The organism is Amycolatopsis sp. NPDC104775, from assembly GCF_055583325.1.
This window is the reverse complement of sequence record NZ_JBVJOE010000006.1, coordinates 240,890-266,678: the sequence shown is the minus strand read 5'-3', so window position 1 is coordinate 266,678 and position 25,789 is coordinate 240,890. Positions and strand designations below refer to the sequence as shown.

Genomic DNA, 25,789 nt, shown 5'->3' with positions numbered 1-25,789 from the left:
AACGTCTGGCAGGGATGATTCCAGCCTCGCGGCCCCTCGCGGCACCTGCGCGGATTCTTTGTCAGAATCCGATGAAATCTCGATTCCGAACTAGCCCAGGAATCTAAGAAAACTCCTTGCACACAAAGGAAAACAGCCGTTGCCCGGCCATGCTTGCGCACCGGCGAAACTCACCGGTAACTTCGGCCGGAAGCCATTCTCTGGGCCAACGGGCGAGGAGGCGCGTCATGCCAGTATTACGCGGGCACTCCGCCCGCCGCCTTCCGGCTTTCGCCGCCCTCGCGCTTCTCGGCGCCCTGTCGATCGGCACTGGCGCGCTGACCGGCGTCAGCTCCGCCTCGACCGAGACGCCTGCCCCGGCCGCCCCTCCCCCGCCGTCGGCCGGTGAGCAGCAGGTCAGCAAGGACGTCGTCCTCGACTGCCCGTTCGCCGCTCCCGCTGGCACCCAGCAGATCACCCTCACCGCATCCGCCACAGTACCCGCGACGGTGCAGGTCGGATCCGGACTGAAATTCCGTTCGCTCGCAGCGACTTTTGTTCTCCCCCATGCCGTCGCCGCCCAGCTGGTGCCGACCGCAGCAGACGGCATCCGCGGCGGTCTCACTCTCGATTTGACCGCGCATCAAGGCGACAAGCGCACCGCGATCCCCATGCCGTTCACGATCGCCGCGACGCCGTTGCCAGAAACTGGCGACGTCAAGCTCACCGCGACCGCAGACCTGCCGGAGCAAGCGATCACCGTCCCCGGCAAGGTCAGCTTCGACCTCGGTGCCCCGACCATCGCCCTGAAATCTGCCGCTGACGGCGCAGCCGAAGCAACTCCAGTCGCCTGCACCCTTCTCCCGGACCAGGCGACCACCCTGGCTTCGATCCTCGCCACCCAAGCACCGTCCCCCTCAACCCCGAGCAAGCCGAATCCCTCACCGCCCTCGGCACCGCCGCCCTCCGCCGAGCGCAACGCGGTCTCGCCGAAGGACGACGGCTTCCCGCTCATCACCCCGCTGAACTACGTCCAAGTCACAGCCACTTCCTCGATCTACCGGCTGGGCGCCACCGTCACCAGCAGCCGAACCGGCGTACTCAACGGATCCTGGACTGTGATTCTCGACCCGCCCGACTACATCCCGCGCGATCCGAGCACGATCTCCGGCGTCGTCGGTTTCCGGCCGGTCACCGCGACCGTCCTCGGCTTCGGTTTCGTGCCGGTGACCGCCACCGTCGAATTCTTGCCCGTCGACTACCACAATTCCAAGCTGATCAACCTCACCGGCCAGCTCTGGGGCGGGGTCCGCCTGACCACCCGCGTCCAGGTGATGGCCCGGATGAGCAACGCCAAAGTCAACGGCGTACCGCTCGACCTCGGCCCGGACTGCGTCACCGCCAAACCGGTCTCGCTCAACCTGTCCGGCAAGTACAACGCCACAACCGGCGGCATCATCAGCACCGACCCGAACTCGCCCGACCCCGACTACCGCGGTTTCGCCCTGCCGCCCTTCGTCCACTGCGGCACCACCGAACCGCTCAGCCCGCTGCTCACCGGCATGGCCTCCACCACCGAGAAGCTCAACCAGGCCAAGGTGGTCAACGTCAACTTCGCCGAATGCGCCTCGAACAAGTACCCGGACCACAAGAAGTGCCCGCCGATCCCGGACACGCCTCCCCGATGACAGGGCACCACCCGCGGCGACCGCCGGATTAGCCGAAAATTGGCGAAACGCGACGACCGAGCACGACCAGCGGAACGAGCTTCGCCCGACCATAGCCACTGACTCGCCGACGAACCGCCACGCCCAAGGCCCGCGATCCGGCACCAACGCATCCGCTCACGGCGAATCAGGCACCGTCGCGACACGCAGCCGATCGATCATCCGCCTGCCAGCCGAGATTCGCGGCATCAACCCTGATGCCACTCTTTCTCACGCCCACCCGTTCTCGCAGCATACCGATCTCGCCAGACTTCGGATGCGTCGCAGAACGCCCACCTGCACCGCGAACGTGCGCCGGTATCTGGAACACCACAGCCCGCTCCGCACGGGACGAAGTCTTTCGCCGTTCAGCGGCGACTCCGCGTGTCCTCGCAAGAGACAGGCCGACGACTGGCCGGAACCACCTTCGCCCCAGTGAGGCTCGGCGGCCAAGACAGTCCCGGACGTGGCTGGTCGTCCTCGGTCGCGCGCAAGACCAGTTCCATCTCGAACCGCGCGGCCGGATCGCGCAACAGCTCCCCGAACGTCGCCTGCAGCTGGCGCATCCGGTATCGCACCGTCTGCGGATGGACTTGCAGACGCTCGGCGATTTCGACGACGTTCGCCTGACTGTCGAGCCAGGCTCGCAACGTTTCGAGCAGGCGATCCTGCTGCTTATCGGTCATCGTCTCCAGCGGGGCGAAAAGCCGGGTGCGAAGAAGCTCGGTCAGCGCGCCGTCCGAATGCACCAGCAAAGCGGCGAGGTGTTCCTCCGCGCGGAGCACCCGCCCGGCAGGGATTCGCCCCCTATCGGCGAGAACCAGTGTCCGGCGTGCCCAGCGCAGGGAATCGGCGAGGCTGGCCAACGGGACACAGGGCCCGACGGACAGTCGGCAATTCGGCAGCGCTGCCTGAAGTGTCGCCAGTCGCGCACCATTGACCGCGCCGGGCACGATGATGCATGGCTCTGCGGAGTCCAGTTCTGCCAGAACGTCCGAGTCCAGCGTCGCGTGCCGGCGGGCTCTGCCGTTCAGTGGCGATTGGACGGCAATCGGCGACGCCTGCTCCGGCACGGCCCAACCGGTGAGCTGCGCCAGCTCCGCGATCGCCTTCGGCGGGGCGGCCGGCACCTCCAGAAGGACGCCGAGCAGCCGTCGCCGCCATGTGTCCAATGCGCCGGCGGTGCGGGCTTTCGCCTCTAAATAGCCATCCAGTGCGACCGACGCCAATTCGTCCATAAACGCCAACATCGCGTCAGCCAGCTGCGACATCACCGCCGACGAAAGGCCAGCTCGCCGTCCGACGCGCATGATCCGGCGCCACGACACGCGCGCGCCCACCCGGTAGGCCGATTGCAGGGTGTCGAGGCTCCGTCCTTCGCGCATCTCGTTCTGCCCTAGCCGATGGTGCACCTCGTGCGACTGCTCCTTCGACGCCCGCGGATCGGCGATCTGCGCGACGAACAGCGTGATCGCATACTCGACGCCCGCACGGATCGATCTTCCGTACGGACCGTCGAGCGGCCGCGCGTAGGCGGGAATCGTCGCGCGGATTTCGTCGACGATCTCGGCGGACAGGCTCGCCAGCTCGGGCCGCAGGATCTCGGCGAGTTTGCGCGGCAGTGCAGCCGACGGCACAGCGTGATCGAGTCCGCGCTCCACCGACATCGCAGCTCCTTCGCTCCGCCCCGGTTCCCCGACAGCGCCCCAGCGCCGCCGGAAGCCCCCGCATCCATTGAGGGGTGACACCCGACACATCGAAAAACCCACGCCCAATGTGTCACGCCTCGCCGAAGAAACCGATTTCTTGTCACGTTTGTGACAAGTTCACGAGGTCGGGGCGGCACGTCGCGACAACACACCACCAGGCGCGCTATGCCGTGCGTACAAACGGACGAATCCGGCTGCCTGCCTTCAGCAGCGACCCAGCGGGCATCGAAACCGGCCACGGAGCGTCACCCGGCCGAACCTTCGGCCCCCTTGTAGCATGTACTTGATACAAGAGGGAGGGATCCACGATGCGACTCGACTCGGCGATCGCCGTCGCGGGCATCACCGGCCTGTTCGGGCTGATCATCCTCGTCGTGTTGTGGCCAGGCGAGAAACAAGGCGCTCGGCTGCTTGCGAAATGGGGCGTGCGGAACCCGGCCGCCGACCAAGTGCCGGTGGCCGTGCGCTACCTGCGCCGTCGGCGATTCTGGTATCCGTGGCTGTTCCTCGGCCTCCCGCTCATCCCGGGCGCGACGGATCTCGTCGGCGAACGGAACGCGAACTCGCTGGTGTTCGTGGTGCTGCTCGGCGGGCTCGCCGCCGAAATCCTCGCTCAGCGTCCCTCGCGGGAACCCCGCAGGGAAGCCGTGCTGGCACCACGCGGCGTGCTCGATTTCGCTCCGTTGTGGACAGTCATCGTCTCCGGACTGGCCACCGTCGCCGCTGTCGGGCATCTCGCCGTTCTGCGGCAATGGGGTCCGCTCGCGGTGACCGTGGGCGCGGCCGCGGTGTCCTGGATCATCGTGCTCCTCGCGGTGCGGCGTCCGGCCGCCGGAGACCCGGAGGTCGACCACGCACTGCGCGTTCGCAGCGCCCGCGTCGCCCTCGGGCTCGGCACCGGAACGGCTGCCACGCTCGGCTGGACTGTCGGGGACATGACCTCATTCCTCGCGTTCGTGGTCACCGTCGCCGCGTTCCTCGCGATCGTCGGCCCGCCGCCAAAGCAGCGCGCGACAACCACGGCAGCGCGGTAGATGCCGCTGCGAGTAGTGGTCGATGCCGAAAGCGGCGTTCCGCCCTGGCGTCAGGTGCACGACCAGATAGTCCGCGCGATCACGACCGGCGCCCTTGCCCGGGACGCCCGGCTGCCGCCGATCCGTCAGCTTTCGAGGGACCTCGGGCTCGCCTCCGGGACCGTCGCCCGCGTGTACCGCGAGCTTGAGGCCGCCGGCTGGGTCACCACCGCACGAGCACGCGGGACCGTCGTGACCGGCCCGGCCGACCGGCCGGATCCGGGCACTCTGCTTCGCCACGCGGCCGCCGAATACGCCCGGTACAGCCGGGAACTCGGGGTCGCGCCGGACGAAGCCGTCGACGCCGTGCGCGTGGCATGGACGAGCCTGGACGCACCATCGCCGTGAAACCCGGGCGTTCGTCCGGCCGGCGCGGTTTTCGCCGTTCTGTGAACCGTCTTCCGCACGGTCTCGGGCACACCTCCTTCTTGCCCGTGCGTTCCCGTGGTCCACTTGCCGGACGAGGCGCGGATCTCCCGCCTCGATGCGGAGGTTCAGCCCTCCATCAGCACCCTCCCCACCGCGGCCAGCACGGGTTCCAGCGCGGCGACTTCCGTGCCGACGCATTCCGTGATGCCCGCACCGACGACTTCCATTCCGGAAAGCCCGTCGATTGCTTCCACCAATTCGGCGATCGTGATCCCACCGGGCTCCGGATAATTCACTCCGGGGAACTCTTCAGGGTCAAGAATGTCCAAATCCACGTGCAGATAAACGCGGTCGGCACCCGCGGCGACTAGCGCTCCGGCGACGTCGTCGGAGCGCACGGCGAGACCACCAGCGACGGCTTCCTCTTCCGCGGGGTCGAGCGAACGGGCGCCGAACAGCACCGCCCGGCCTCGCTCGAGCGCCGGGCTCGCAGCGAAATCCTTGTCGCCCTCGCCGAGCAACGACCGCAGCACCATGCCGTGATACGCGCCCGACGGCGAAGAATCCGCCGTGTTCAAATCCGCGTGCGCGTCGAACCACGCGACACCAAGCGTTGCGCCGTAACGGAAACGCGCGACGCCGACCGGGACCAGCTCAACGCCGCAGTCGCCGCCGATCGTGAGCACCGGCCCTTCCGGCGCTTCGAGCGCAGCGAGCTGCAGCTGCCGGTTCGTGCCCGTGAGCACGGCCCGGTTGGCTATCCCGGCGACGACGTCGGACGTCGCTGCGTCCTGACGTACGTGGTGCACCGGCTTGCCGAGTACGTGCCCGGCGAGTTCGGAAAGTGCGCGGCAGCCCTCGACCAGTCCCTTGGCTCTGGGACTGATCGCGCCCTGCCATTGCGGCACCGCGTTGATCAGCATGCCTCGACGCTAGCGCGAAACCCCCGGAAAAAGCGAGCAGTAAATGGTGCGAGGGGTCCCCTCGCTCCGTTTCGGAGCGAGGGGACCCCTCGTGCGGTAAAAAGTGGCGCGAAAGCGGGTTATTCGAGCACGATGAGAAGGTCTCCGCCCTCGACCTGTTGAACGGAGGTGATTGCCAGCCGACCCACTTTGCCCGCCGCCGAAGCGGTGATCGACGCTTCCATCTTCATGGCCTCGATCGTCGCCACGGTCGCTCCGGCCGCCACCTGGTCGCCCTCGGCCACCTGCAGCGTCACCACGCCCGCGAACGGCGCGGCGATCTGCTTCGGGTTGCCCTTCTCGGCCTTTTCGGTGGCCGGGATGTCCGAGGCGATGGACCGGTCCCGGATCTGGATCGGCCGGAGCTGGCCGTTGAGCGTGGACATGACGGTCCGCATGCCGCGTTCGTCGGCCTCGCCGATGGCTTCCAGCTCGATGAGCAGCCGGACGCCGGGCTCGAGGTCCACCGAGTACTCCTCGCCCGGGCGCAGACCGTAGAAGAAGTCCTTGCTCGGGAGCACGCTGGTGTCGCCGTATGCTTCACGGTGCGCGAGGAATTCCTTGGTGGGGCCGGGGAACAGCAGCCGGTTCAACGCGCCGCGGCGGTTGTCGGCGAGTTCCTTGTGGTCCTCTTCGGACAGTTCGGCGACCGGTTTGGCCGCCGAACGGCCTTCGAGCGCCTTGGTGCGGAACGGCTCCGGCCAGCCGCCGGGCGGGTCGCCCAGCTCGCCGCGCAGGAAGCCGATCACCGAATCGGGGATGTCGAACTTGTTCGGCTCCGCCTCGAAGTCCTCCGGGGACACCCCGGCACCGACGAGGTGCAGCGCGAGGTCGCCGACCACTTTGGACGAAGGCGTGACCTTCACGAGGTGGCCGAGGATCTTGTCCGCCGCGGCGTACATGGCTTCGATGTCCTCGAACCGGTCGCCGAGGCCCAGCGCGATCGCCTGCGTGCGCAGGTTGGAAAGCTGGCCGCCGGGGATCTCGTGGTCGTAGACGCGCCCGGTGGGCGACGCGAGACCGGCCTCGAACGGGGCGTAGATCTTGCGGACGCTCTCCCAGTACGGCTCCAGGTCGCCGATCGCGTGCAGGTCGAGACCGGTGCTGCGGTCGGAGTGGTCGGTGGCCGCGACGATCGAGCCGAGCGAAGGCTGCGACGTCGTGCCCGCCATCGAGGACACGGCGCCGTCCACGGCGTCGGCACCGGCCTGGATGGCAGCCAGGTAGGTGGCGAGCTGCCCGCCTGCGGTGTCGTGCGTGTGGATGTGCACCGGAAGGTCGAATTCCTTGCGCAGCGCGGTCACCAGCCGAGCCGCGGCGGGTGCGCGGAGCAGGCCCGCCATGTCCTTGATGGCCAGGACGTGCGCCCCGGCTCCGACGATCTGCTCGGCGAGCTTGAGGTAGTAGTCGAGCGTGTAGAGCTTTTCGTTCGGATCGGACAGATCGGAGGTGTAGCAGAGCGCGACCTCGGCGACCGCGGTGCCGGTGGCGCGGACGGCGTCGATGGCCGGCCGCATCTGCTCGACGTCGTTGAGCGCGTCGAAGATGCGGAAGATGTCGATGCCGGTCGCGGTGGCCTCCTCGACGAAGGCCGTGGTGACCTCGGTCGGATAAGGCGTGTAGCCGACGGTGTTGCGGCCTCGCAGAAGCATCTGCAGACAGATGTTCGGCACGGCCTTGCGCAGCTGCTCCAACCGTTCCCACGGGTCTTCGGCGAGGAAGCGCAGCGCGACGTCGTAGGTCGCGCCGCCCCAGCACTCCAGGGACAACAGCTGCGGCACAGTCGCGGCGACGACCGGGGCGACGGCGAGCAGATCCTTCGTCCGCACGCGCGTCGCGAGAAGCGACTGGTGCGCGTCGCGGAAGGTGGTGTCAGTGACGCCGAGCTGCGGCGTTTCCCGCAGCCAGCGCGCGAAGCCCTCCGGGCCGAGCTCGGTCAGCTTCTGCTTCGAGCCGTCCGGGGGAACGAGATCCGCAGGCAGCTTCGGCAGCTTCGTCGCGGCCTCGGGCGTGCGCGGGCGCTCGCCGTGCGGACGGTTCACCGTCTGGTCGGCGAGGTAGGTGAGCAGGCGCGTGCCGCGGTCGGCGGAGTGCCGCGCGGTCAGCAGGTGCGGGCGTTCCTCGATGAACGACGTGGTGACGTTGCCCGCGCGGAAGTCCGGGTCGTCCAGCACCGCCTGGAGGAATGGGATGTTCGTCGCCACCCCGCGGATGCGGAATTCAGCGACCGCGCGGCGAGCCCGGCCGACCGCGGTGCGGAAATCGCGGCCGCGGCAGGTGAGTTTCACCAGCAGCGAGTCGAAGTGGGCGCTGATCTCGGTGCCGGAGAAGGCGGTTCCGCCGTCGAGCCGGATGCCCGAGCCGCCCGGCGAGCGGTAGGCGCTGATCATGCCGATGTCCGGGCGGAACCCGTTGGCCGGGTCCTCAGTGGTGATGCGGCACTGGAGCGCGGCTCCGCGCAGGTAGATCTTGTCCTGCGACAGGCCGAGGTCGGCGAGGGTCTCCCCGGAAGCGATCCGCAGCTGGGACTGCACGAGGTCGACGTCGGTGACCTCTTCGGTGACCGTGTGCTCGACCTGGATGCGCGGGTTCATCTCGATGAACACGTGCTTGCCCTGCTTGTCCAGCAGGAATTCGACGGTGCCCGCGTTGCGGTAGCCGATCTGCCGGGCGAACTTCACGGCGTCGGCGCAGATGCGGTCGCGCAGTTCGGGGTCGAGGTTCGGCGCGGGGGCCAGCTCGACGACCTTCTGGTGGCGGCGCTGCACGGAACAGTCGCGCTCGAAGAGATGGATCACGTTGCCCTCGCCGTCGGCGAGGATCTGGACCTCGATGTGCCGCGGTTCGACGACGGCCTTCTCCAGGAACACGGTCGGGTCGCCGAACGCGGATTCGGCTTCGCGCGCGGCGGCCTCGATCGACTCGCGCAGCAAAGCCGGGTCCTCGACCCGGCGCATGCCGCGCCCGCCGCCGCCGGCGACCGCCTTGACGAACACCGGAAAGCCGAGTTCCTCAGCCGCCGCGACCAGTTCGTCCACATTGCTGGACGGCTGCGACGAGCCGAGCACCGGAACACCGGCCTCGCGCGCCGCCTTGACCGCGCGCGCCTTGTTGCCGGTCAGCTCGAGGATTTCGGCGCTCGGGCCGACGAAGGTGATCCCCGCTTCTTCACAGGCCCTGGCCAGGTCGGGGTTCTCCGACAGGAAGCCGTAACCCGGGTAGACCGCGTCCGCGCCCGCCTTCTTGGCGGCCTTGACGATTTCCTCGACCGAGAGGTAGGCGCGGACCGGATGGCCCGGTTCGCCGATCTCGTAGGCCTCGTCGGCCTTCAGCCGGTGCAGCGAGTTGCGGTCTTCGTGCGGAAACACAGCGACTGTGCCCGCGCCCAGTTCGTAGCCTGCGCGGAACGCCCGGATCGCGATTTCGCCGCGATTGGCCACCAGCACTTTGCGGAACATGCCCGGTCCTTCCCTTTTCGGATCGGTATCGAAGGCACGTTACCCGGTTCGTCCCGCGGTGCGGGAGCCGTAGTCCAGGTGATGGACATCATGCACGCCGACCTGCATGCATGATGCTGGCCGAACCGCTGTGCCGCAACCGTCAGGGCGTTCCCGCAGGCAGTGTGCACAGCAGCCGATTCGCGGTTCCGGAGGGCGCATTCTTGACCACGTTCTGCGTTGCGTCCTGAACAATTGCTTCGCCGACCGCGTTGGGCGCGGCGTCGGGGTGCGTGGACCGGTAGAGCGTCACCGCGCCGGCGGTCACTGCGGCTGCCATCGAGGTTCCGGACAACGTTCCGACCTCCGAGGTGCCCGCGATCGGAGCGGGGATGTCGACGCCCGGTGCGTACAGGTCGAGCGACGTGCCGAAGTTCGAGAAGGGCGCGACCTGGTCTTGGACGTCCGTCGCACCCACAGTGAGCGCTTCGGGCACTCGGGCAGGCGAGGTCTGGCTGGCGTCGGTGCTGCCCTCTCCCGCAGGGACCACGATCGGCATCACCTCCGCGACTCCCTTGACCGCATTGTCGAGCTGTTCGTTCGGCACGCCGCCGATCCCCAGCACCGCGACCGCCGGTTGGTGTGCGTTCTGGGCTACCCAGTTCAACCCGGCGATAATCGTGTCGGTCGCCCCGCCGCCAGCTTGGTCGAGCACTCGGACCGGGAAGATCTGCGCACCCTTGGCGACGCCATAGTTGTGTCCCGCGACGATGCCCGCGACCCGGGTGCCGTGCCCGTTGGTGTCCGACGTGTCCGTGCCGGTGGTGAGGAAATCCTTGCCCGGTACGACTCGGCCCTGCAGATCCGGATGTTTGGCGTCGACGCCGCTGTCGATCACGTAGACGGTGACACCGGAGCCGTCGGAGTCGTAGTGGTACTTCTGATCGAGGCCGGTTCGCTGGTCGATCCGGTCGAGCGCCCAGCTCGGCGGGTTGGCCTGCGTCCCGCTGTCCGCTAGCGCGGCCGGTTGCACCCCGGCGACCAGCAGAAAGGTCAGTGTTGCCGAAAAAAGGCCACGCGCCGCTCGGTTCCGCATGCCTGCGGTCGTATCCCGGTCGCCGACCAGCGGCAACTCGGCGTCACACGATGGGCTGGTCCCCGATCTTCGTGCGCGACTGCCGGACGCACTAACCAGCGATTGGCTAAACTGGCGATGACCAGCATGTTTCGTTGTTTCGCCACTACGCGGCCACGCGTTGACCGGCTGACAGTTACTTCGCTGCCGGGACGTGCGCGCTCACCGACATCGTCGGGAAGTAGACCAACGCGTCGAAGGCTTGCGCGACGTCGACCTTCGTGAACATGTGCGCGTGCCGCATGCTCGACGGTCCCGCCAAGCCTTGCGCTCGGTCTTGCCGCAAATCGACCACACACGGATCCGCGCCGGCCAAAGCCGCTTCGACACTGCCTTCGGCGGGTGGCTCCAATTCCTGTGCATAGACCCGGAACCCGAGCCGCTCGCTCTCGTCCGGCTCGAGTCCGGTGGTCGTGCCGGTTCCCGCGGTGAGGGCGAGCGCGAAATAGTCGTCACCGAACTCCGCGGCGAGGTGCGTGCCTGCTGAGGGAAAAGTCATGGTCGGCATAGGGGCGAAGGGAACTCGCTGCAGGTGTCCGTTGTGGACCATCAGCACGATCTTCTCGCCTTCGCCGTACAGCTTGCGAAGCAGCTTCACGGTTGCGGCCATGTACGTGTCGCGAGAGGACCCCTGGAGCGACGGTGCTGTTCCCGCCATCATCGCGCTGAGTTCGCGCAAGTACGCGTCGACGCGGAGGGCACCGATCGCGTGGTGTTCGGCAATTGCGTATCGAGCTTCGCTTCGTTGCCGATAAACTGGCGACAGGGAACGAAGGTGCGCCACGAGAGTCGTCAACGCAGCCGTGGCCGCGTCCCGTTCCGCAGCGGTCATTGCCGCGTAACGGCCAGGCGCGACTGCACTGCTGACCGCCGAATACGGCTCGGACGCGCTGATCGCAGCTTCGACCAGCGGGAGAACCTCTGGATCGACCTCCTCTACGAAGCTGCGGACAACCTTCAACGCCGGCTGCGGCGAACCGGCGGAGCTGGGCAGATCAAGCCCAGAGAAGCGGACGCCGCCGTGGCCGCGCATCCAGGTCAGCATCTCGTGCACCTCGGCCGACTCACCGAGGGAGAAGGTGAATCCGTCTCGCCCGACCTCGGCGACCGTGCCGGGACCACCGCTCAGCCACCGCTGCACCAAGTCGCCCTCGGCGAATCCCGATTCGAAGCCGAGCACCGTGAACCCGTGGTCCTCGACCAGCCTGCGGAGCAACCGGGCGCGGAGTTCGCCGAACTCGCGGATGTGGTGGTTGTTCTCGCCGATCGCGACGATGCGCGCGTCTCCGATCAGGCTGGTGATCGAGGCGACGTCGCCGTCCAGCGGCGAACGGGTGCTCAGCGGTGTCATATTGAGGACACTAATGCAACAGGGGTCGCAATTGGCAACTGAGTCACCGGGCCTGCCGGGGTCGCGCCGACCGGGCGGGCGCACGGAACGCACGCGCGTCGCCGTTTTGCGGGCCACGCTCGATCTGCTGGCGGAGGTCGGGTTCGTTGACCTGACTGTCGAGGCCGTCGCCGAGCGGTCGGGCGTGCACAAGACGACGGTCTACCGGCGATGGGAATCCCGCGAGGGACTGGTCGCGGCCGCGTTGCGGTTCGGCACCGACGAGCCGTGGAGTCCGGCGGACACCGGATCGCTCGTCGCCGATTTGCGGCGAATGGCGTTGGACGTGGTGCGCGCGCTGACCTCTCCGGGGCAACGGGAGCTGCCGACGGCCGCGGTGCTGGCGGCATTCCACTCGGAACGAGCGGCCGAAGCGTTGCGCGAGTTCTACCGGGACCGCCATGCCCGGGCGGCGGTGATCGTGGAGCGGGCGGTGGCGCGCGGAGAGGTGCCAGCCGACACCGACCCGGACGAGGTGACGCGGACGGTGTGCGGGCCGGTGTTCTACCGGTTGTTCGTGTCGCGGGAGCCGGTGTCGGAGGAGACGGCGGAGATCGCGGCGGAAGCAGGGGCCGCGGCGGCTCGGGCAGGGGTGTTGGGCAGGCGGTTGCCGGGGAAGGGCGACGGGAGTTGAGCCCTGGCTCGGGTGCGGGAGGCTTGTCGCCGGAAAACGGCGACGAGTGAGGTGGGGTGGTTGGCGGGTGTGGCTGGCTCGGTGTTCACCGTGGAACGGCGACAGCAGGAGTCGACGCGGCTAGTGGACTGGGTGGGCAATCGCCGCAAAACGGCAACAGAAGCAGCCAGCGAGGGAGGCGGGACCGCTCAGCAATCGCCCCGGAACGGCGAAAATGCCGCCGGGGCGGGGTGGGCAGGCTGTCGCCGCTCAGTGGCGACAGGTGGAGCGGAGTCGGGCGGCAGGGTTAGTGGGCAAGTCGCCGCTCAGTGGCGAACCGCGTGTGCCGAGGTCGTGTCGGCGGAAACAGCGGAAAAGGTGCAGGGTCGGTTATCGGCTGCTGGAGGGTAGCGACCGATGGTGGGCAGCTGCCGATGTGGCGGGAAGACAGCGACGGCGCGAAGCCACGAAGCCACGAAGCCACGAAGCCTAGCCCTCCAGCGGCAACCGGTACCGGACCTCTTCCAAAGTCACCGCCCCGTCGGAGATCGTCTCCACCTTGGTCTTTCCGTCCGTAACCCACCCGGCTCGCTCGTAGAACTTCCGTGCCCGCGTGTTCGTCGACAGCACCCACAACGTCGCGACCTCGAACTGGGTCGACAGACCCCGTACGCACTCTTCGTGCAGTGCGCGCCCCATCCCCCGGCCCCACACTGACGGCAAGAGGTAGATCGACGACAGTTCGCCGGTCGCCGGGGTGGCGTCGTCGTCTCGGCTGGGGCCGAAGACCGCGAAACCGGTGATCTTCTCGGCAGCGATTGCCGCCAGCACCGTGTGCGGCCGGGAAGTATCCGCCAGGCTCGTGGCCCAGAACTGTTCTCGCGTCTCGATCGACAGGCCGGACAGGAATTCGTCGGGCAGCAAGCCCTGATAGGCAGCTTGCCAGGAACCGACGTGGACGGCCGCGATGTCTGCCGCGTCGGCGGGGATCGCGGGGCGGATCACGAGGTCGGGCATCGGTCCTCCGGCGGAGCGGCGATCGGGCTGCGGGCAGTTCAGCACAGAAGCCCGCGGGTCCGCACGCGGTTTACTGGAGTGGCCACAAAGGACGGTCAAAAAGCACTGAAAGCGACCGGTGAACAGGCCGTAACCCCGAGCGGGAGAGTGTGTTCGGGCAAGGGTTCCGGGAGTTCAGGCATCGCCTCACCACCCCGGCGGCGGCTCGTCCGGCCAGCCGATAGCCTCGCCGGATCGGCGGGTCGCCCGCTCTCGTTCGTCCGTGCGCACCAGGAAATGGGACACCCGATGACCAACCCGTTGATCGCCCCGGTGAAGGAAACCTCGGCGATGGCCGGGGTTCCGTTGCTGGAGGACGCGACGGGGCTCAAGGAAGCGATCGAGAGCAAGAACTGGGCGGCTGTCGCGATCGGCGCGGTCGGGACCGCGATCGACGTGCTCACCGCGGTGATGGACCCGTTCGGCGCGATCTTCGCCGCCGGGGTCGGCTGGCTGATGGAGCATGTCGGGCCGCTCAAGGAGGCTCTCGACGCGCTCACCGGCAACGCCGACGAGATCAAAGCGCAGGCCGAGACCTGGACGAATGTCGCCAAGGAACTCGAGGGCGTCTCGGCGGAGCTGACTCAGCTGGTCACCAAGGATCTGCAGGACTGGCACGGCGAGGCTGCCGATTCGTACCGGAAGAAAGCGGACGACACCTCGGCGTTGATCGCCAGTGCGCAAAAGGGTTCCGAGGGCGCGGCCAGCGGGGTCAAGACCGCGGGCGAGATCGTGGCGGCCGTCCGGTCGCTGGTGCGCGACACGATCGCGGACCTGGTGGGGCACCTGATCTCGTGGGCGTTGCAGGTGCTGTTCACCGCCGGGATCGGAATGGCCTGGGTGGTGCCGCAGGTCGTGTCGGCGGTGGCGAAAACCGCCTCCAAGATCACGCAGGTCACGACGAGACTCGTCAAGGCGCTCAAGGCGCTGATCCCGTTGCTGAAGAAGGCCGGGACTCTGTTCGGGGACGCGGGCAAGGCGTTGAAGGGGCTCAAAGGCGGCAAATCGGCTCCGACGCACACGCCCAAGGACATCAACGTCAAATCCGGGGGCGGCACCAGGTCCCACCCCGGCGGCGACGACAGCACGCACGCCTCCGGCGCGGAAGGCGGCGGGCACCACGGCGACACCGGGAACACCCACAAGAGCGGCAGCCCGGACGGCGGCGGCAACCACGGCGGCGAGCATCCGGGCGGCGGCCAGGACGGCCACACGTCCGCGTCCGGCAGTTCGCCGTCCGCCAAGCCGAGGGGCGACAGCGGCACCACCCGGTCACTGGACGAACAGGGCGAGAATTCGCGCACCCTTGACAACATCTGCACCACCGGCGACCCGATCGACGTCGCGAGCGGCCAGATGGTGCTGACCGAGACCGACGCGACGTTCCTCAGCTCGCTGCCGATGGTCTTCGAGCGGTCGCACTTCTCGTCGTTCCGCGCGGGCGGCTGGCTCGGCTCCGCCTGGGTGTCCACATTGGACGAACGGGTCGAGGTGTACCGCGACCAGGTGTGGTTCGCCGGTTCGGACGGGCTCGTCCAGGTCTTCCCCCGGCCGGTCGGCGACCAGTGGGTCGCGGCCGAGCACGGGCCCGCGCGGTACCTGGCCGAGGAGCCCGGCGGCGGATTCGTCCTCGAGGACCGCGAACGCGAGCGGGTCCTGACCTTCGAACGCGGCACCGGCACGGTCCGGCCGATCCGGTCGATCAGCAGCCGCGGCAAGGAGCACATCCACTTCCAGCGCGACCAGCACGGCACGCCGACCGCGATCCGGCACAGCGGCGGCCAGATCATCCGGATCACCGCCGAAAACGGGCTCGTGACCGGGCTGTCCACCGTCACCGGGGACGGAACCGAGGTGCCGCTGGTCCGCTACGGCTACACGAACGGCGAACTGACCGAGATCACGAACGAATCCGGTCTCCCGTTCCGCTACGCCTACGACGCCATGGGCCGGATCGTCGAGTGGACGGACCGCAACGGCGAGTGGTACCGCTTCCACTACGACCGCGAAGGCCGGGTCGTGCGCACCGAAGGCTCCGGCAACTGCCTCACCGTCACCATGGAATACGGCGACCGGGTCACCCACGTCGTCGACTCGCTGGGCCGCCGCAGCGCCTTCCACCTGAACGAAACCGGCCGGGTCGTGCGCGAGGTCGACCCGGCGGGCGCGACACGGGCCTACGAATGGGACGAGCTGGACCGGCTGGTCCGCGAAACCGACGAACTGGGCAGGCAGCGGGCCTACCGCTACGACGAGATGAACAACCTGGTCGCCCTCCAGCGTCCGGACGGCTCGGAACTGACCATCGAGCGCAACGATTTCGGCCAGGCGGTCCGCATGGTCGAGGCTCCGGGCGTCGAAACCCGGTGGGAATACGACGAGCGCGGCAATCTGACCCGCGTCGTGGCGCCGGGCGGCGGGACCACCGACTACACCTACGACGAGTGGGGGCACGTCGCGTCAGTCCGCGACCCGAACGGCTTGACGCTGACCGTGGTGTCCGACGACTCCGGCAACCCGATCACGATCACCGACTCCCGCGGCGCGACGACTGCCTACACCTACGACTGCTTCGGCAGGCTCGCCACAGTCGTCGATCCGAACGGCGCGGCCGAGGAATTCGGCTACACCGTCGACGGCGCGCTCGCCTGGCACCGGCGGCCGGACGGCTCGCTGGAGGAATGGCGCTACGACGGCGAAGGCAACAACCGCCTGCACGCCGACGCCTCCTCGGCGATCACCCAGCAGGAGGTGACGCACTTCGACCTGGTCGCGGCCGAGATCCGGCCGGACGGCACCCGGCTCGAATACGCCTACGACACCGAACTGCGGCTCACCGCGGTGACCAACGAGCAGGGCCAGGTCTGGCGCTACGAGTACGACCTGGCGGGCAACCTCGTCCGCGAGACCGATTTCGGCGGGGCTTCCTCCGTCTACGGCTACAACGCCGCCGGGGAACTGACCGAAATCCGCAACGAGGAAGGCGAGGTCATCACCCTGCGCCGCGACGTCCGCGGCAACATCGTCGAAGAGATCGTCGACGGCCCGTCCGGGACTCTGCGCACCCGGTTCGAGTACGACGTCCTCGGCGAACTCATCGCCCTCGACGACGGGACGACCCGCGTCGAGTACACCAGGGACGCCGCGAGCCGGATCGTCGGCGAAACGGTCAACGGCCGGACCGTCCGCTCCGAATTCGACGCCTCGGGCAACCAGATCCGGCGGCAGACGCCGTCCGGAGCGGAAAGCGCCTGGGAATACAGCGAAGCCGGCGTCCCGGCCGCGATGCGCGCCGCGGGGCGCACCACCCGGTTCGAGTACGACCGGGCAGGCCGCGAAACCCTCCGCACGTTCGGGCAGGGCGCGGCGATCGCCCGCGGCTGGAATCCGGCGGGACGGCTCGCCAGGCAAGCGGTGCGGTCGGCGACCGGCGAGCTGGGCCAGGACCGGCAGTACCACTACCGGCCCGACGGCCTTCCCTCCCGGATCGACGACGGGTCGGCCGGATCGCGCTGGCTCGCCATGGACGTCCGCGGCCGGGTGATCTCGGTGCGCGCCAAGGGATGGAACGAGCAGTACGCCTACGACCCGACCGGACGGCTCGTCGACGCCGACTGGCCCGCGCCCGAGGAAGAGGACCGGCGCGGCAGGCGGTCCGGACCCGCGTCGGTGATCACCGAGGCGGGCGGCGCCCGCTACACCTACGACCAGGCCGGCCGGATGCGCACCCGCCAGCACGAGGACGGGCGGACCTGGACCTACGCCTGGGGTCCGCTGAACCGGCTCGCCGCGGTCGAGGTCCCGGACGGCACGACGTGGCGCTACACCTACGACCCGCTGGGCAGGCGGATCCGCAAGGAACAATTCGCCGCCGACGGGACGACTTCGCTCGAGCGCGTGGACTTCGCGTGGGACGGCGAAACCCTGGCCGAGGCGACCCGTTCCGGCCCCGGCGCCGCCGAAACCACGGTCTGGGACTACGAACCAGGCACCTTCGTGCCGCTGCTGCAGCGCCGGCGCACCAGTTCCGCGGACCGCGCCGGCCAGGACCGGATCGACGAGCAGTTCTTCGCCATCGTGGCCGAACCCTCCGGCACGCCGACCGAACTGATCGACGACCGCGGCGAAATCTCCTGGCAGGCCCGCAGCAGCCTGTTCGGCGTCGTGGTCGAGGAGTCCGGCGGCGAGGGGACGCCGCTGCGGTTCCAGGGCCAGTATTTCGACGAGGAAACCGGGCTGCACTACAACTTCCACCGGTACTACGACCCGGTGCTCGCCCGGTACCTCAGCCCGGACCCGCTCGGACTCGGCGGCGGACTGGATCCGCACGCCTACGTCAGCAACCCGCACGTCTCGGTCGACCCGCTCGGCCTCGTCGGCGGCTCCTGCAGCAAACCCCGAGGCTTCGGCGACGGGCACGGCTCCGGCGGCTCCCAGCGCGGCCGCGGACGCACCCGCTCGCCCAGCCCCGGCCCGAACGGAGAGCGGCGGATGCGTTCCCCCGGTGGACGGGTCTACCAGGAGGGGCCGCCCACTATCGCGGCAGGCGCGCGCAGGCGCGAGCACTACGGCTACAAGAACCTGTCGCACCAGCACTCCAAGATGCGGCCGCTCTTCGAGCGGAACGCGGTTTCGCCGCCGCCGAAGTTCCGCAAGCGCGGCGACGACACGAAGTGGTACATGGACCCGAAACGGCGCTATCAGACGCACGACTACCTGGGCAATCCCACCGGCATCGTCCGGGGCCACAGCAATGTCGTGATGGGCCACAACCCGTCCGCCGGAACCCACTTCAACCAGACGGGCATTCACCAGACGCCCGAGCAGAACTTCGCGCACAACTCCGACGTCAGCATCTTCAAGCACCTCGAACCGAAGAAAGCCTCCGCCGCGAGCGGATCCCAGGAACCCCGCTTCGACGCCCCGACCCCGAAGCGCGGCAACCGGGTCTACTGGGACCCCAACCACCCCGGCTACGTCGGCAACCCGGACGCCGACTGGAACCTGGTGAAACCTCAGCCGAGCAGGTCCTCCGGCGGACACGGCGGCGGGTCTGGCTCCGGCGGCGGGTACGGCAGTTATGGCGGTGGCGGGTCGAGCAGTCATGGCGGGGGATACAGCGGCAGCTACGGCGGTTCGAGCAGCTACGGCGGCGGTTACAGCGGCAGTTACGGCGGGTCGAGCAGCCACGGCGGCGGTTACAGCGGCGGGTATGGCAGTTACGGCTCCGGCGGCGGTTACAGCGGCGGGTACAGCAGCGGCGGATACGGCGGCGGGTCGAGCAGCCATGGCGGCGGATACAGCGGCAGCTACGGCGGTGGCGGGTATAGCAGCGGTGGATACGGCAGCAGCAGCTACGGCGGCGGATACAGCGGCAGCGGCTACGGCGGTGGGTACAGCGGCAGCTACGGCGGTGGCGGGTATAGCGGCAGCTACGGCGGTGGCGGGTATAGCAGCGGCAGCGGCAGGAACCACGGCTACGACCCCGACGACGACATCTAGGACGCCTGACGCCGCAAAACTCTCAACGGCCGCTCAGCAAGAAAGGCGTGGCCCGGAAGCACCCGGGCCACGCCTTCCGCCAAAGCCAACTCCCTCAGCCGACCGACGCGCGGCTCAGCTCTTCTCCAGGTACTCCGCGCGCTCCAGGTCCACCACGTCGGCCACCATCTGCGCCAGACCCGGCAGCGAAGCCAGCTCCGGGTCGCCCGTCACGATCTCCTGGGCCTGCGCCCGCGCCTCCGTGATCACGTCCTCGTCCCGCAGCAACGACAGCAGTTTCAGCCCGGACCGCTTGCCCGACTGGGCCGCACCGAGGATGTCGCCCTCCCGGCGCAGTTCCAAGTCCAACCGGGACAGTTCGAACCCGTCCGTGGTGGACTCGACCGCGGCGAGCCGTTCGCGCGTAGCGGTGCCGTCCAGGGTTTCCGTGACCAGCAAGCACAATCCGGGCACGCTCCCCCGTCCGACGCGGCCGCGCAGCTGGTGCAGCTGGCTCACGCCGAAGCGGTCGGCGTCGAGGATGACCATCGCCGTCGCGTTGGGGACGTTCACGCCGACCTCGACCACGGTCGTCGCGACCAGCACGTCGATTTTCCCGTCGCCGAACGCCCGCATGACGGCGTCCTTCTCGTCGGTCGGCATCCGGCCGTGCAGGGCGGCGATCTTCAAGCCCTTCAACGCGCCGTTGGCGAGATCCGGCGCGACGTCCAGCACCGCGAGCGGCGGCCGTTTGTCGCTCTTGTCCGACGGCGGTTCGTCGCCGATCCGCGGGCACACCACGTACGCCTGGTGCCCCTTGCCGACTTCCTCGCTGACCCGCTGCCACACCCGGTCGAACCACGCGGGCTTCTCCGCGACCGGCACGACCGTCGTCTTGATCGGCGAACGGCCGACCGGCATTTCGCGCAGTGCCGAGATTTCCAGGTCGCCGTAGACCGTCATGGCGACCGTGCGCGGGATCGGCGTCGCCGTCATGACCAGCACGTGCGGGCTCGTCGAATCGGCGCCGCGGGAGCGCAGAGCGTCCCGTTGCTCCACGCCGAACCGGTGCTGTTCGTCCACGACCACGAGGCCGAGATCGGCGAACTGCACGGTGTCCTGGATCAGCGCGTGCGTGCCGACGACGATGCCCGCCTCGCCGCTTACCATCTCCAGCAACGCTTTCTTGCGTTCCTTCGCGCCCATCGACCCGGTGAGCAGCGTGATCCGGGTGGCGTTCTCGGCCGCCCCGAGTTCGCCGGCCATCCCGAGGTCGCCGAGCATTTCGCGCAGCGAGCGCGCGTGCTGCGCGGCCAGGACCTCGGTAGGCGCGAGCATCGCCGCCTGCCGTCCGGAATCGACGATCTGCAGCATCGCCCGCAGCGCCACCACCGTCTTGCCGGAACCGACCTCGCCCTGCAGCAACCGGTTCATCGGATGCTCGGTGGACAGGTCGGCCGCGATCTCGTCGCCGATCGCGCGCTGGCCCGCGGTGAGGTCGAACGGCAGCCGCTTGTCGAAGGCGTCGAGCAGGCCGCCGTCGATGTGCGGGCTCGCCTTCGCCGGACGCGACACCGCGGAATGCCGTCGCTGCGCGAAAATCAGCTGCACGGCCATCGCTTCGTCCCACTTGAGCCGGTGCCGGGACGTCTCCAGATGCGCCCAGTCCTCCGGCCGGTGGATGCCGCGCAACGCGCGTTCGAGGCCGGGCAGCCCGTGCCGTGTGCGCAGCTCCTCGGGCATCGGGTCCTCGCCGACCTCCAGCACGTCCAGCACCTGCCGCACGCATTTCGCGATCGACCAGGTCGGCATGCCCTGTGCCGCCGGATAGACCGGGATGATCTCGGCGAGGAAGTTGTCGACCGCTTCGGCCTCGCGTTCGGCGTCGAGCAGTTCGTACTCCGGGTTGGCCAGCTGCAGCGTGTCCCGGAACGCGGTGACCTTGCCCGCGAACAGCCCGGTCTTGCCGGGAACCAGCTCCTTCTCGCGCCATGCCTGATTGAAGAACGCGCACGCGAGCCGTCGCTTGCCGTCGGTGATCACCATGTCGAGGATGGTGCCGTTGCGGGATTTCATCCGGCGCTTGCTGATCTTCTCGATCCGCGCCAGCACGGTCGCGTGCTCGCCCAGCTCCAGCCCGGCGATGTCGGTCAGCTCGCCGCGTTCGGCGTAGCGGCGCGGATAGTGGCGCAGCAGATCGGAAACCGTCTCGATGTCGAGCGCGGTCGAAAGCGCCTTCGCCGTTTTCGCGCCCAGCAGCAGCGGGAGCTTGTCGCGAAGCCCGGCCATGATTATTCGACCCCCATCAGCAGCACAGCGTCGCTTTGACCGCCGGCGTAACTCGTCAACTCCACCTCGGGGTGCTCCAGCCGCAGTTGCTCGGCGAGCTCCGCGACCACCTTCGGCGGAGCGTCCGCCCCGCTCAGGACGGTGACCAGCTCGCCGCCGAGCGCCAGCATCCGGTTCAGCACGCTGACCGCGGCCGCGACGAGATTCGTCGCCGACGCCGGGGCGGGCTCGATCAGCACCACCTCGTCGTCGACCAGACCGATCACGTCGCCGGACTGGGCCCGGCCCACCCAGGTTAGCGACTCCTCGTGCGCGATCCGCAGCTCGCCACGCCTGGTCGCGGCGGCCGCCTCGGCCATCGCGACGACGTCGTCGTTGACCCGGCGGCCGCTGTCGTGCACCGCGAGTGCGGCCAGCACCTGCACCGGCGACGCGCACGGGATGACCACGACGTCCCGCTCGCCCGCCATCGGATGCCCGGCCGCGGCGTCGGCGGCCGCGGTGAGCTCCGGCCCACCCGGCAGCACGCTCAGATGCTGCCCGGCCGCCTCGTTGAACAACCCGATCATATCCTCGACGCTGGGAATCTCGCCGTCCGGCACCGCCAGCACAGCGACGCCCTCGGCCCGCAGCAGCTCGGCGAGCCCGCCGCCGCGCACCACCGCGACCACCGACCGGTCAATGCCGCCCCCGGGTTCGATCGGCGTCGGCGTGAGCAGCGGCTCGACGCGGATCCGCCGCGGCCTGCCCAGCTGCAGCCCGGCTTCGATGGCCGCGCCGATGTCCGCGCAATGGACGTGCACCGCGTGACTGCCCGAACCGTCGCCGGCCACCGTCACGCTGTCGCCGAACCCGCTCAGTTCCTTCCGCAACGCGGGCAGCCGGGCCTCGTCGACCTCGTCCAGCAGGTACATGACCTCCCACGCGTACGGCGCCTGCTCCGGCAGCGAAGCGACCGTCCCCAGGTCATGCCCGGGGTCTTGGGTCTCGCCAGTGATCACGCCAGCCAGCGCGTCGAGCACCGCGACCAGGCCGCGGCCCCCGGCGTCAACGACCCCGGCCTTCGCCAGCGCGGGCAGTTGCTTGGGCGTCTCTTCCAGTGCCGCCGCGGCCACGGTGACGACCTCGCGCGCGACCTCGGGCAACGTCCGCGTCGTGTCTCGAACAGCGGCGGCCACGGTGTGCAGGACGGTCAGCATCGTCCCGGCGACCGGCCTGCTGACCGCTCCCGTGGCGACCTGGTCCGCGTGCCCCAGCGCGGCGGCGAGACCAGCGCCGTCGAGGTCGCCGCCGTCGGCCGCCCAGTCGGCCATCCCCCGCACGACCTGGGACAGGATCACGCCCGAGTTGCCCCGCGCGTGCGCCACCGCCCCGCGCGCCAGCACCGCCAGCGCCTCCGCCGCGTCCGCCGGTTCCGCCCCGGCGAGCGCCTCGTGCGCGCCGGTCATCGTGTACAGCAGGTTGGAGCCGGTGTCGGAGTCCGCGACCGGGTAGACGTTGATGCCGTCGATAGCCGAGCGCAGCCTGTCCAAGCTGCGCACCGAAGCCGCCGCCCAGCCCGACACCGCCGCCGCGTCCAGCACCCGCACCCCGTAACCTCCTAGCCGGTCCCCGCGAGGGTAACGACCCCGCGGAGAGCCTCCGGAAACCACTCGTTACTATGGTCGAGTTGCCCGGCACGTTCGGGCGCGCATTCTTTGTCCCATATCCAGAGGAGTTCGACGTGGCTGCCGTGTGCGACGTCTGTGGCAAGGGACCCGGCTTCGGCAAGTCGGTCTCGCACTCCCACCGGCGTACCAACCGCCGGTGGAACCCGAACATCCAGGTTGTGCACGCGAAGGTCGGCGTGTCCCAGCGCAAGCGGCTCAACGCCTGCACCTCGTGCATCAAGGCTGGCAAGGTCGTCCGAGGCTGAATTCAGCAGCTTTGGAAAGGGGCGAGTGCTTCGGCACCCGCCCCTTTTTCGTCACCGCAGGAAGTTCGTCAACACATCCCGCAGAGACTCCGGCGCGTTCAACACGCCGTGATCCTGGCCAGGGATCTCTTCGTACCGCCCATGCGCGACGGCAGCCGCGACCGCCTTCGCCGACGAGGTCATCCACGCCTCACCCGCACCGCCGGACAGGGACAGCACCGGGACGGTGATCGCCGCCAGCCGGTCTGTCGGCAGGTGGTTGCCACGCCCGCAGATGGTCAGGTCGTACGGCAGCGTGTGCGCCAGGCCGACGAACCAGCCCCACACCGGCGCGGACTTCATCGAGTCCACCACCGAAGCTGGGGTGCCGGTGCCCTCGACCAGGAACAGCTCCACCGCGCCGTCCCGGTCGCCGTCGGCGAGGCGGGCGCTCACCCGGTCCACCAGATCCTCGGCCGGACGCGGGCGGTCGTCGCCGATGAACGGCGGCTCGTACACCGCGACCTTCGTGATCGGCAGGCCGCGCGCCGCCGCTTCCAAGGCCAGGATCGCGCCGGACGAGTGGCCGAACAGCGCGGCCGACCCGCCGACGGCCTCGATCAGCACCTCGAGGTCGTCGATCTCGCGTTCCACCGCGTAGACCTGCGCGTCGCCGCTGTCGCCGCGCCCTCGCCGGTCGTAAGCGATCGCGGTGAAGCCCGCGTCGGCCAGCACCGCGGCGAGTCCGGCGACGGTCGTCCGGTCGTTCACCGCGCCACCGACCAGCAGCACCGGCGAACCCGAGCTGTAGGTGTCGAAGGCGATCGGGGTGCCGTCGGCGGACGTGACGGTGGCGGTCATGGCTTTCCTCCAGGGTTTTCGGTCGTTCTTACCCTGGTGGTCGGAGCGGACCGCCGGAACTGGACACGCCGCGTCAGGGAAGTTTCCAGTCGAGCGGTTCCGCGCCCTGCTGGACGAGCAGCTGGTTCGCCCGGCTGAACGGACGCGAGCCGAAGAAGCCGTTGCGCGCCGAGAGCGGGCTCGGGTGCGCCGATTCGATGCACGGCACGTCGCCGAGCATCGGTCGCAGGTTCCGCGCGTTCCGGCCCCACAGGATCGCCACCAGCGGCCCGCCCCGTGCCGCGAGCGCCTTGATCGCCTGCTCGGTGACCTGCTCCCAGCCCTTGCCCTGGTGCGAATTGGACTTGTGCGGCTGCACGGTCAGCGACCGGTTCAGCAGCAGCACGCCCCGCTCCGCCCACGGCGTCAGGTCGCCGTTGGACGGCGTCGGGTGGCCCAGATCCTCGCAGTACTCCTGGTAGATGTTGATCAGGCTCTTCGGGATCGGCCGCACGTCCGGGGCCACCGAGAAGCTCAGGCCGACCGCGTGCCCGGGAGTCGGGTAGGGGTCCTGGCCGACGATCAGCACGCGGACGTCGTCGAACGGCTGCTTGAACGCGCGCAGCACGTGCTCGCCCGCGGGAAGGTAGGTGCGGCCCGCGGCGATCTCGGCGCGGAGGAACTCCCCCATCGCGGCGACCTGCGGGGCCACTGGTTCAAGGGCTTTCGCCCAGCCGGCTTCGACGATTTCGTCCAGCGGTCGTCCAGTCACGGCCCGCGAGCCTAGCGCCACGTGCCCGGCGTCACTGGGGCGGGTCCAGCCTGCGCAACTCCGCGCGGAACCGGGCTCCGCGCCGGACGTAGGAATCCACGACAGCGGCGATCTGGTCCTCCGAAAACGACTTGTTCGGCCGTGTTTTCGCCGGAACTCCCAGCGCGATCTCGCCGGTGCGGACGGTCGACTCGTACGACAGCACCGCGCCCGCCCCGACCATCCCGCCGTCCTCGATCACGCTTCCGTTCAGCACCACAGAACCCGACGCGACGAGGCAGCCGGTGCCGATCGTCGCGCCCTCGATGTGCACCGCGTGTCCGACCGCCGACGACGGGCCCAAGATCGTCGGATGCCGCGCGGTGCAGTGGATGACGCAGCCGTCCTGCACGTTCGAGCGTTCGCCGATCTCGATGTACCCGTGGTCGCCGCGCAGCACCGTCTGCGGCCAGACCGACGCGCGCGCTCCGATCCGGACGTCGCCGATCACCGTGGCGTCGGGATGGACATAGGCGTCCGGGTGGATGGTCGGGACCAGGTCGCCGAGCGCGTAGATGGCCAATGCCGCCTCCAGGTCGTTCGGTGTTCGTCAGTCGCGGGCGAGATCCTTGCCGTAGTACCGGCTGTGAGGCATGTCCAGGTAGTAGCCGAAGGCCGGGATCGCGGCGTAACCCGACGAACGGTAGAGGGCGATCGCCTCCGGCTGTTCGGTCCCCGTCTCCAGCACGACACGGCGCCGTCCGGCGGCGACCGCGGTGCGTTCCAGTTCGGCGAGCATCGCGCGGGCGAAACCGCGGCCCCGCGCGGATTCGACCACGTACATCCGCTTGATCTCGACGTCGCCAGGCCGGAACGTGGGCTCCGGGCCGTCGTGCGCGCGCCACGCACCGGACGCCACCGGCACGTTGTCCAGGTATCCGACGAGGAACAGGCCCCTCGGTGGCGTGAACTCCGCGGCGTCCATGGGAGTCTCGTCCTCGCCGCCGTAGCGGCGCACGTATTCGAGCTGGATTTCGGCCATCAGCTTGACGGCGTCGGGATGGTCGAAGGCGACGGCACGGATGTCCACGGCCGCCACCTTAAT

18 protein-coding genes are annotated in these 25,789 nt (G+C 69.1%); 6 read left to right on the top strand and 12 right to left on the bottom strand.

What is annotated here, in order from left to right; genetic code table 11:
• Positions 1–227 precede the first annotated feature (227 nt).
• Positions 228–1,667, top strand: coding sequence for a DUF6801 domain-containing protein (locus ACZ63D_RS27375; RefSeq protein WP_465357219.1), 1,440 nt, complete (start codon positions 228–230; stop codon positions 1,665–1,667).
• Between the two features lie 386 nt (positions 1,668–2,053).
• On the opposite strand, the gene ACZ63D_RS27370 is transcribed toward ACZ63D_RS27375, so the two are convergent.
• Positions 2,054–3,352 (bottom strand): PucR family transcriptional regulator, encoded by a 1,299-nt coding sequence (locus tag ACZ63D_RS27370; protein WP_465357218.1) that lies wholly within the window; start codon positions 3,350–3,352, stop codon positions 2,054–2,056.
• A 350-nt stretch (positions 3,353–3,702) separates the two neighbouring features.
• Here ACZ63D_RS27370 and ACZ63D_RS27365 point away from each other — a divergent pair, with 350 nt between their 5' ends.
• Together ACZ63D_RS27365 and ACZ63D_RS27360 are read left to right on the top strand one after the other, a co-directional pair.
• Positions 3,703–4,428 (top strand): hypothetical protein, encoded by a 726-nt coding sequence (locus ACZ63D_RS27365; protein ID WP_465357217.1) that lies wholly within the window; start codon positions 3,703–3,705, stop codon positions 4,426–4,428.
• On the top strand, positions 4,429–4,815 hold the full coding sequence (locus tag ACZ63D_RS27360; RefSeq protein WP_465357216.1) for a GntR family transcriptional regulator: 387 nt from the start codon (positions 4,429–4,431) through the stop codon (positions 4,813–4,815). It abuts the gene before it with no gap.
• 146 nt (positions 4,816–4,961) lie between these two features.
• Here the strand turns inward: ACZ63D_RS27360 and ACZ63D_RS27355 are convergent, their stop codons facing one another.
• From ACZ63D_RS27355 to ACZ63D_RS27340, 4 genes are all read right to left on the bottom strand, one after another.
• A complete protein-coding gene (locus tag ACZ63D_RS27355; RefSeq protein ID WP_465357215.1) occupies positions 4,962–5,759 on the bottom strand; it encodes an arginase family protein in 798 nt (265 codons plus the stop codon).
• A gap of 119 nt (positions 5,760–5,878) precedes the next feature.
• The gene (locus tag ACZ63D_RS27350) at positions 5,879–9,256 is read right to left on the bottom strand and encodes a pyruvate carboxylase (protein ID WP_465357214.1); all 3,378 of its coding nucleotides are present in this window, start codon (positions 9,254–9,256) and stop codon (positions 5,879–5,881) included.
• Positions 9,257–9,398: 142 nt separating this feature from the next.
• Positions 9,399–10,331 carry a S8 family peptidase gene (locus ACZ63D_RS27345; protein WP_465357213.1) on the bottom strand — a complete coding sequence of 311 codons (933 nt, stop codon included), beginning with the start codon at positions 10,329–10,331 and terminating at the stop codon, positions 9,399–9,401.
• Positions 10,332–10,506: 175 nt separating this feature from the next.
• Positions 10,507–11,721 (bottom strand): erythromycin esterase family protein, encoded by a 1,215-nt coding sequence (locus ACZ63D_RS27340; RefSeq protein WP_465357212.1) that lies wholly within the window; start codon positions 11,719–11,721, stop codon positions 10,507–10,509.
• Between the two features lie 31 nt (positions 11,722–11,752).
• On the opposite strand from ACZ63D_RS27340, the gene ACZ63D_RS27335 reads away from it, so the two are divergent.
• Positions 11,753–12,394, top strand: coding sequence for a TetR/AcrR family transcriptional regulator (locus ACZ63D_RS27335; protein WP_465357211.1), 642 nt, complete (start codon positions 11,753–11,755; stop codon positions 12,392–12,394).
• Positions 12,395–12,862: 468 nt separating this feature from the next.
• Here ACZ63D_RS27335 and ACZ63D_RS27330 read toward each other — a convergent pair whose 3' ends face one another.
• The gene (locus ACZ63D_RS27330) at positions 12,863–13,390 is read right to left on the bottom strand and encodes a GNAT family N-acetyltransferase (protein WP_465357210.1); all 528 of its coding nucleotides are present in this window, start codon (positions 13,388–13,390) and stop codon (positions 12,863–12,865) included.
• A 288-nt stretch (positions 13,391–13,678) separates the two neighbouring features.
• Between ACZ63D_RS27330 and ACZ63D_RS27325 the strand changes: the two genes are divergently transcribed.
• A complete protein-coding gene (locus ACZ63D_RS27325; protein ID WP_465357209.1) occupies positions 13,679–18,931 on the top strand; it encodes an RHS repeat-associated core domain-containing protein in 5,253 nt (1,750 codons plus the stop codon).
• Positions 18,932–19,045: 114 nt separating this feature from the next.
• Here the strand turns inward: ACZ63D_RS27325 and recG are convergent, their stop codons facing one another.
• Together recG and ACZ63D_RS27315 are read right to left on the bottom strand one after the other, a co-directional pair.
• Entirely contained in the window at positions 19,046–21,199 is a 2,154-nt protein-coding gene (gene recG, locus ACZ63D_RS27320; RefSeq protein WP_465357208.1) for an ATP-dependent DNA helicase RecG, read from the bottom strand.
• Positions 21,200–21,201: 2 nt separating this feature from the next.
• Entirely contained in the window at positions 21,202–22,788 is a 1,587-nt protein-coding gene (locus tag ACZ63D_RS27315) for a DAK2 domain-containing protein (RefSeq protein ID WP_465357207.1), read from the bottom strand.
• A gap of 134 nt (positions 22,789–22,922) precedes the next feature.
• Here ACZ63D_RS27315 and rpmB point away from each other — a divergent pair, with 134 nt between their 5' ends.
• The gene (gene rpmB / locus ACZ63D_RS27310) at positions 22,923–23,114 is read left to right on the top strand and encodes a 50S ribosomal protein L28 (RefSeq protein ID WP_009074135.1); all 192 of its coding nucleotides are present in this window, start codon (positions 22,923–22,925) and stop codon (positions 23,112–23,114) included.
• 51 nt (positions 23,115–23,165) lie between these two features.
• Here rpmB and ACZ63D_RS27305 read toward each other — a convergent pair whose 3' ends face one another.
• From ACZ63D_RS27305 to ACZ63D_RS27290, 4 genes are all read right to left on the bottom strand, one after another.
• On the bottom strand, positions 23,166–23,954 hold the full coding sequence (locus ACZ63D_RS27305) for an alpha/beta fold hydrolase (RefSeq protein WP_465357206.1): 789 nt from the start codon (positions 23,952–23,954) through the stop codon (positions 23,166–23,168).
• A 73-nt stretch (positions 23,955–24,027) separates the two neighbouring features.
• The gene (locus tag ACZ63D_RS27300; RefSeq protein WP_465357205.1) at positions 24,028–24,705 is read right to left on the bottom strand and encodes a uracil-DNA glycosylase; all 678 of its coding nucleotides are present in this window, start codon (positions 24,703–24,705) and stop codon (positions 24,028–24,030) included.
• Positions 24,706–24,736: 31 nt separating this feature from the next.
• Positions 24,737–25,267: a gamma carbonic anhydrase family protein gene (locus tag ACZ63D_RS27295; protein WP_465357204.1), complete on the bottom strand. Its 531-nt coding sequence runs from the start codon at positions 25,265–25,267 to the stop codon at positions 24,737–24,739.
• 27 nt (positions 25,268–25,294) lie between these two features.
• Positions 25,295–25,774 carry a GNAT family N-acetyltransferase gene (locus tag ACZ63D_RS27290; RefSeq protein ID WP_465357203.1) on the bottom strand — a complete coding sequence of 160 codons (480 nt, stop codon included), beginning with the start codon at positions 25,772–25,774 and terminating at the stop codon, positions 25,295–25,297.
• Positions 25,775–25,789 lie beyond the last annotated feature (15 nt).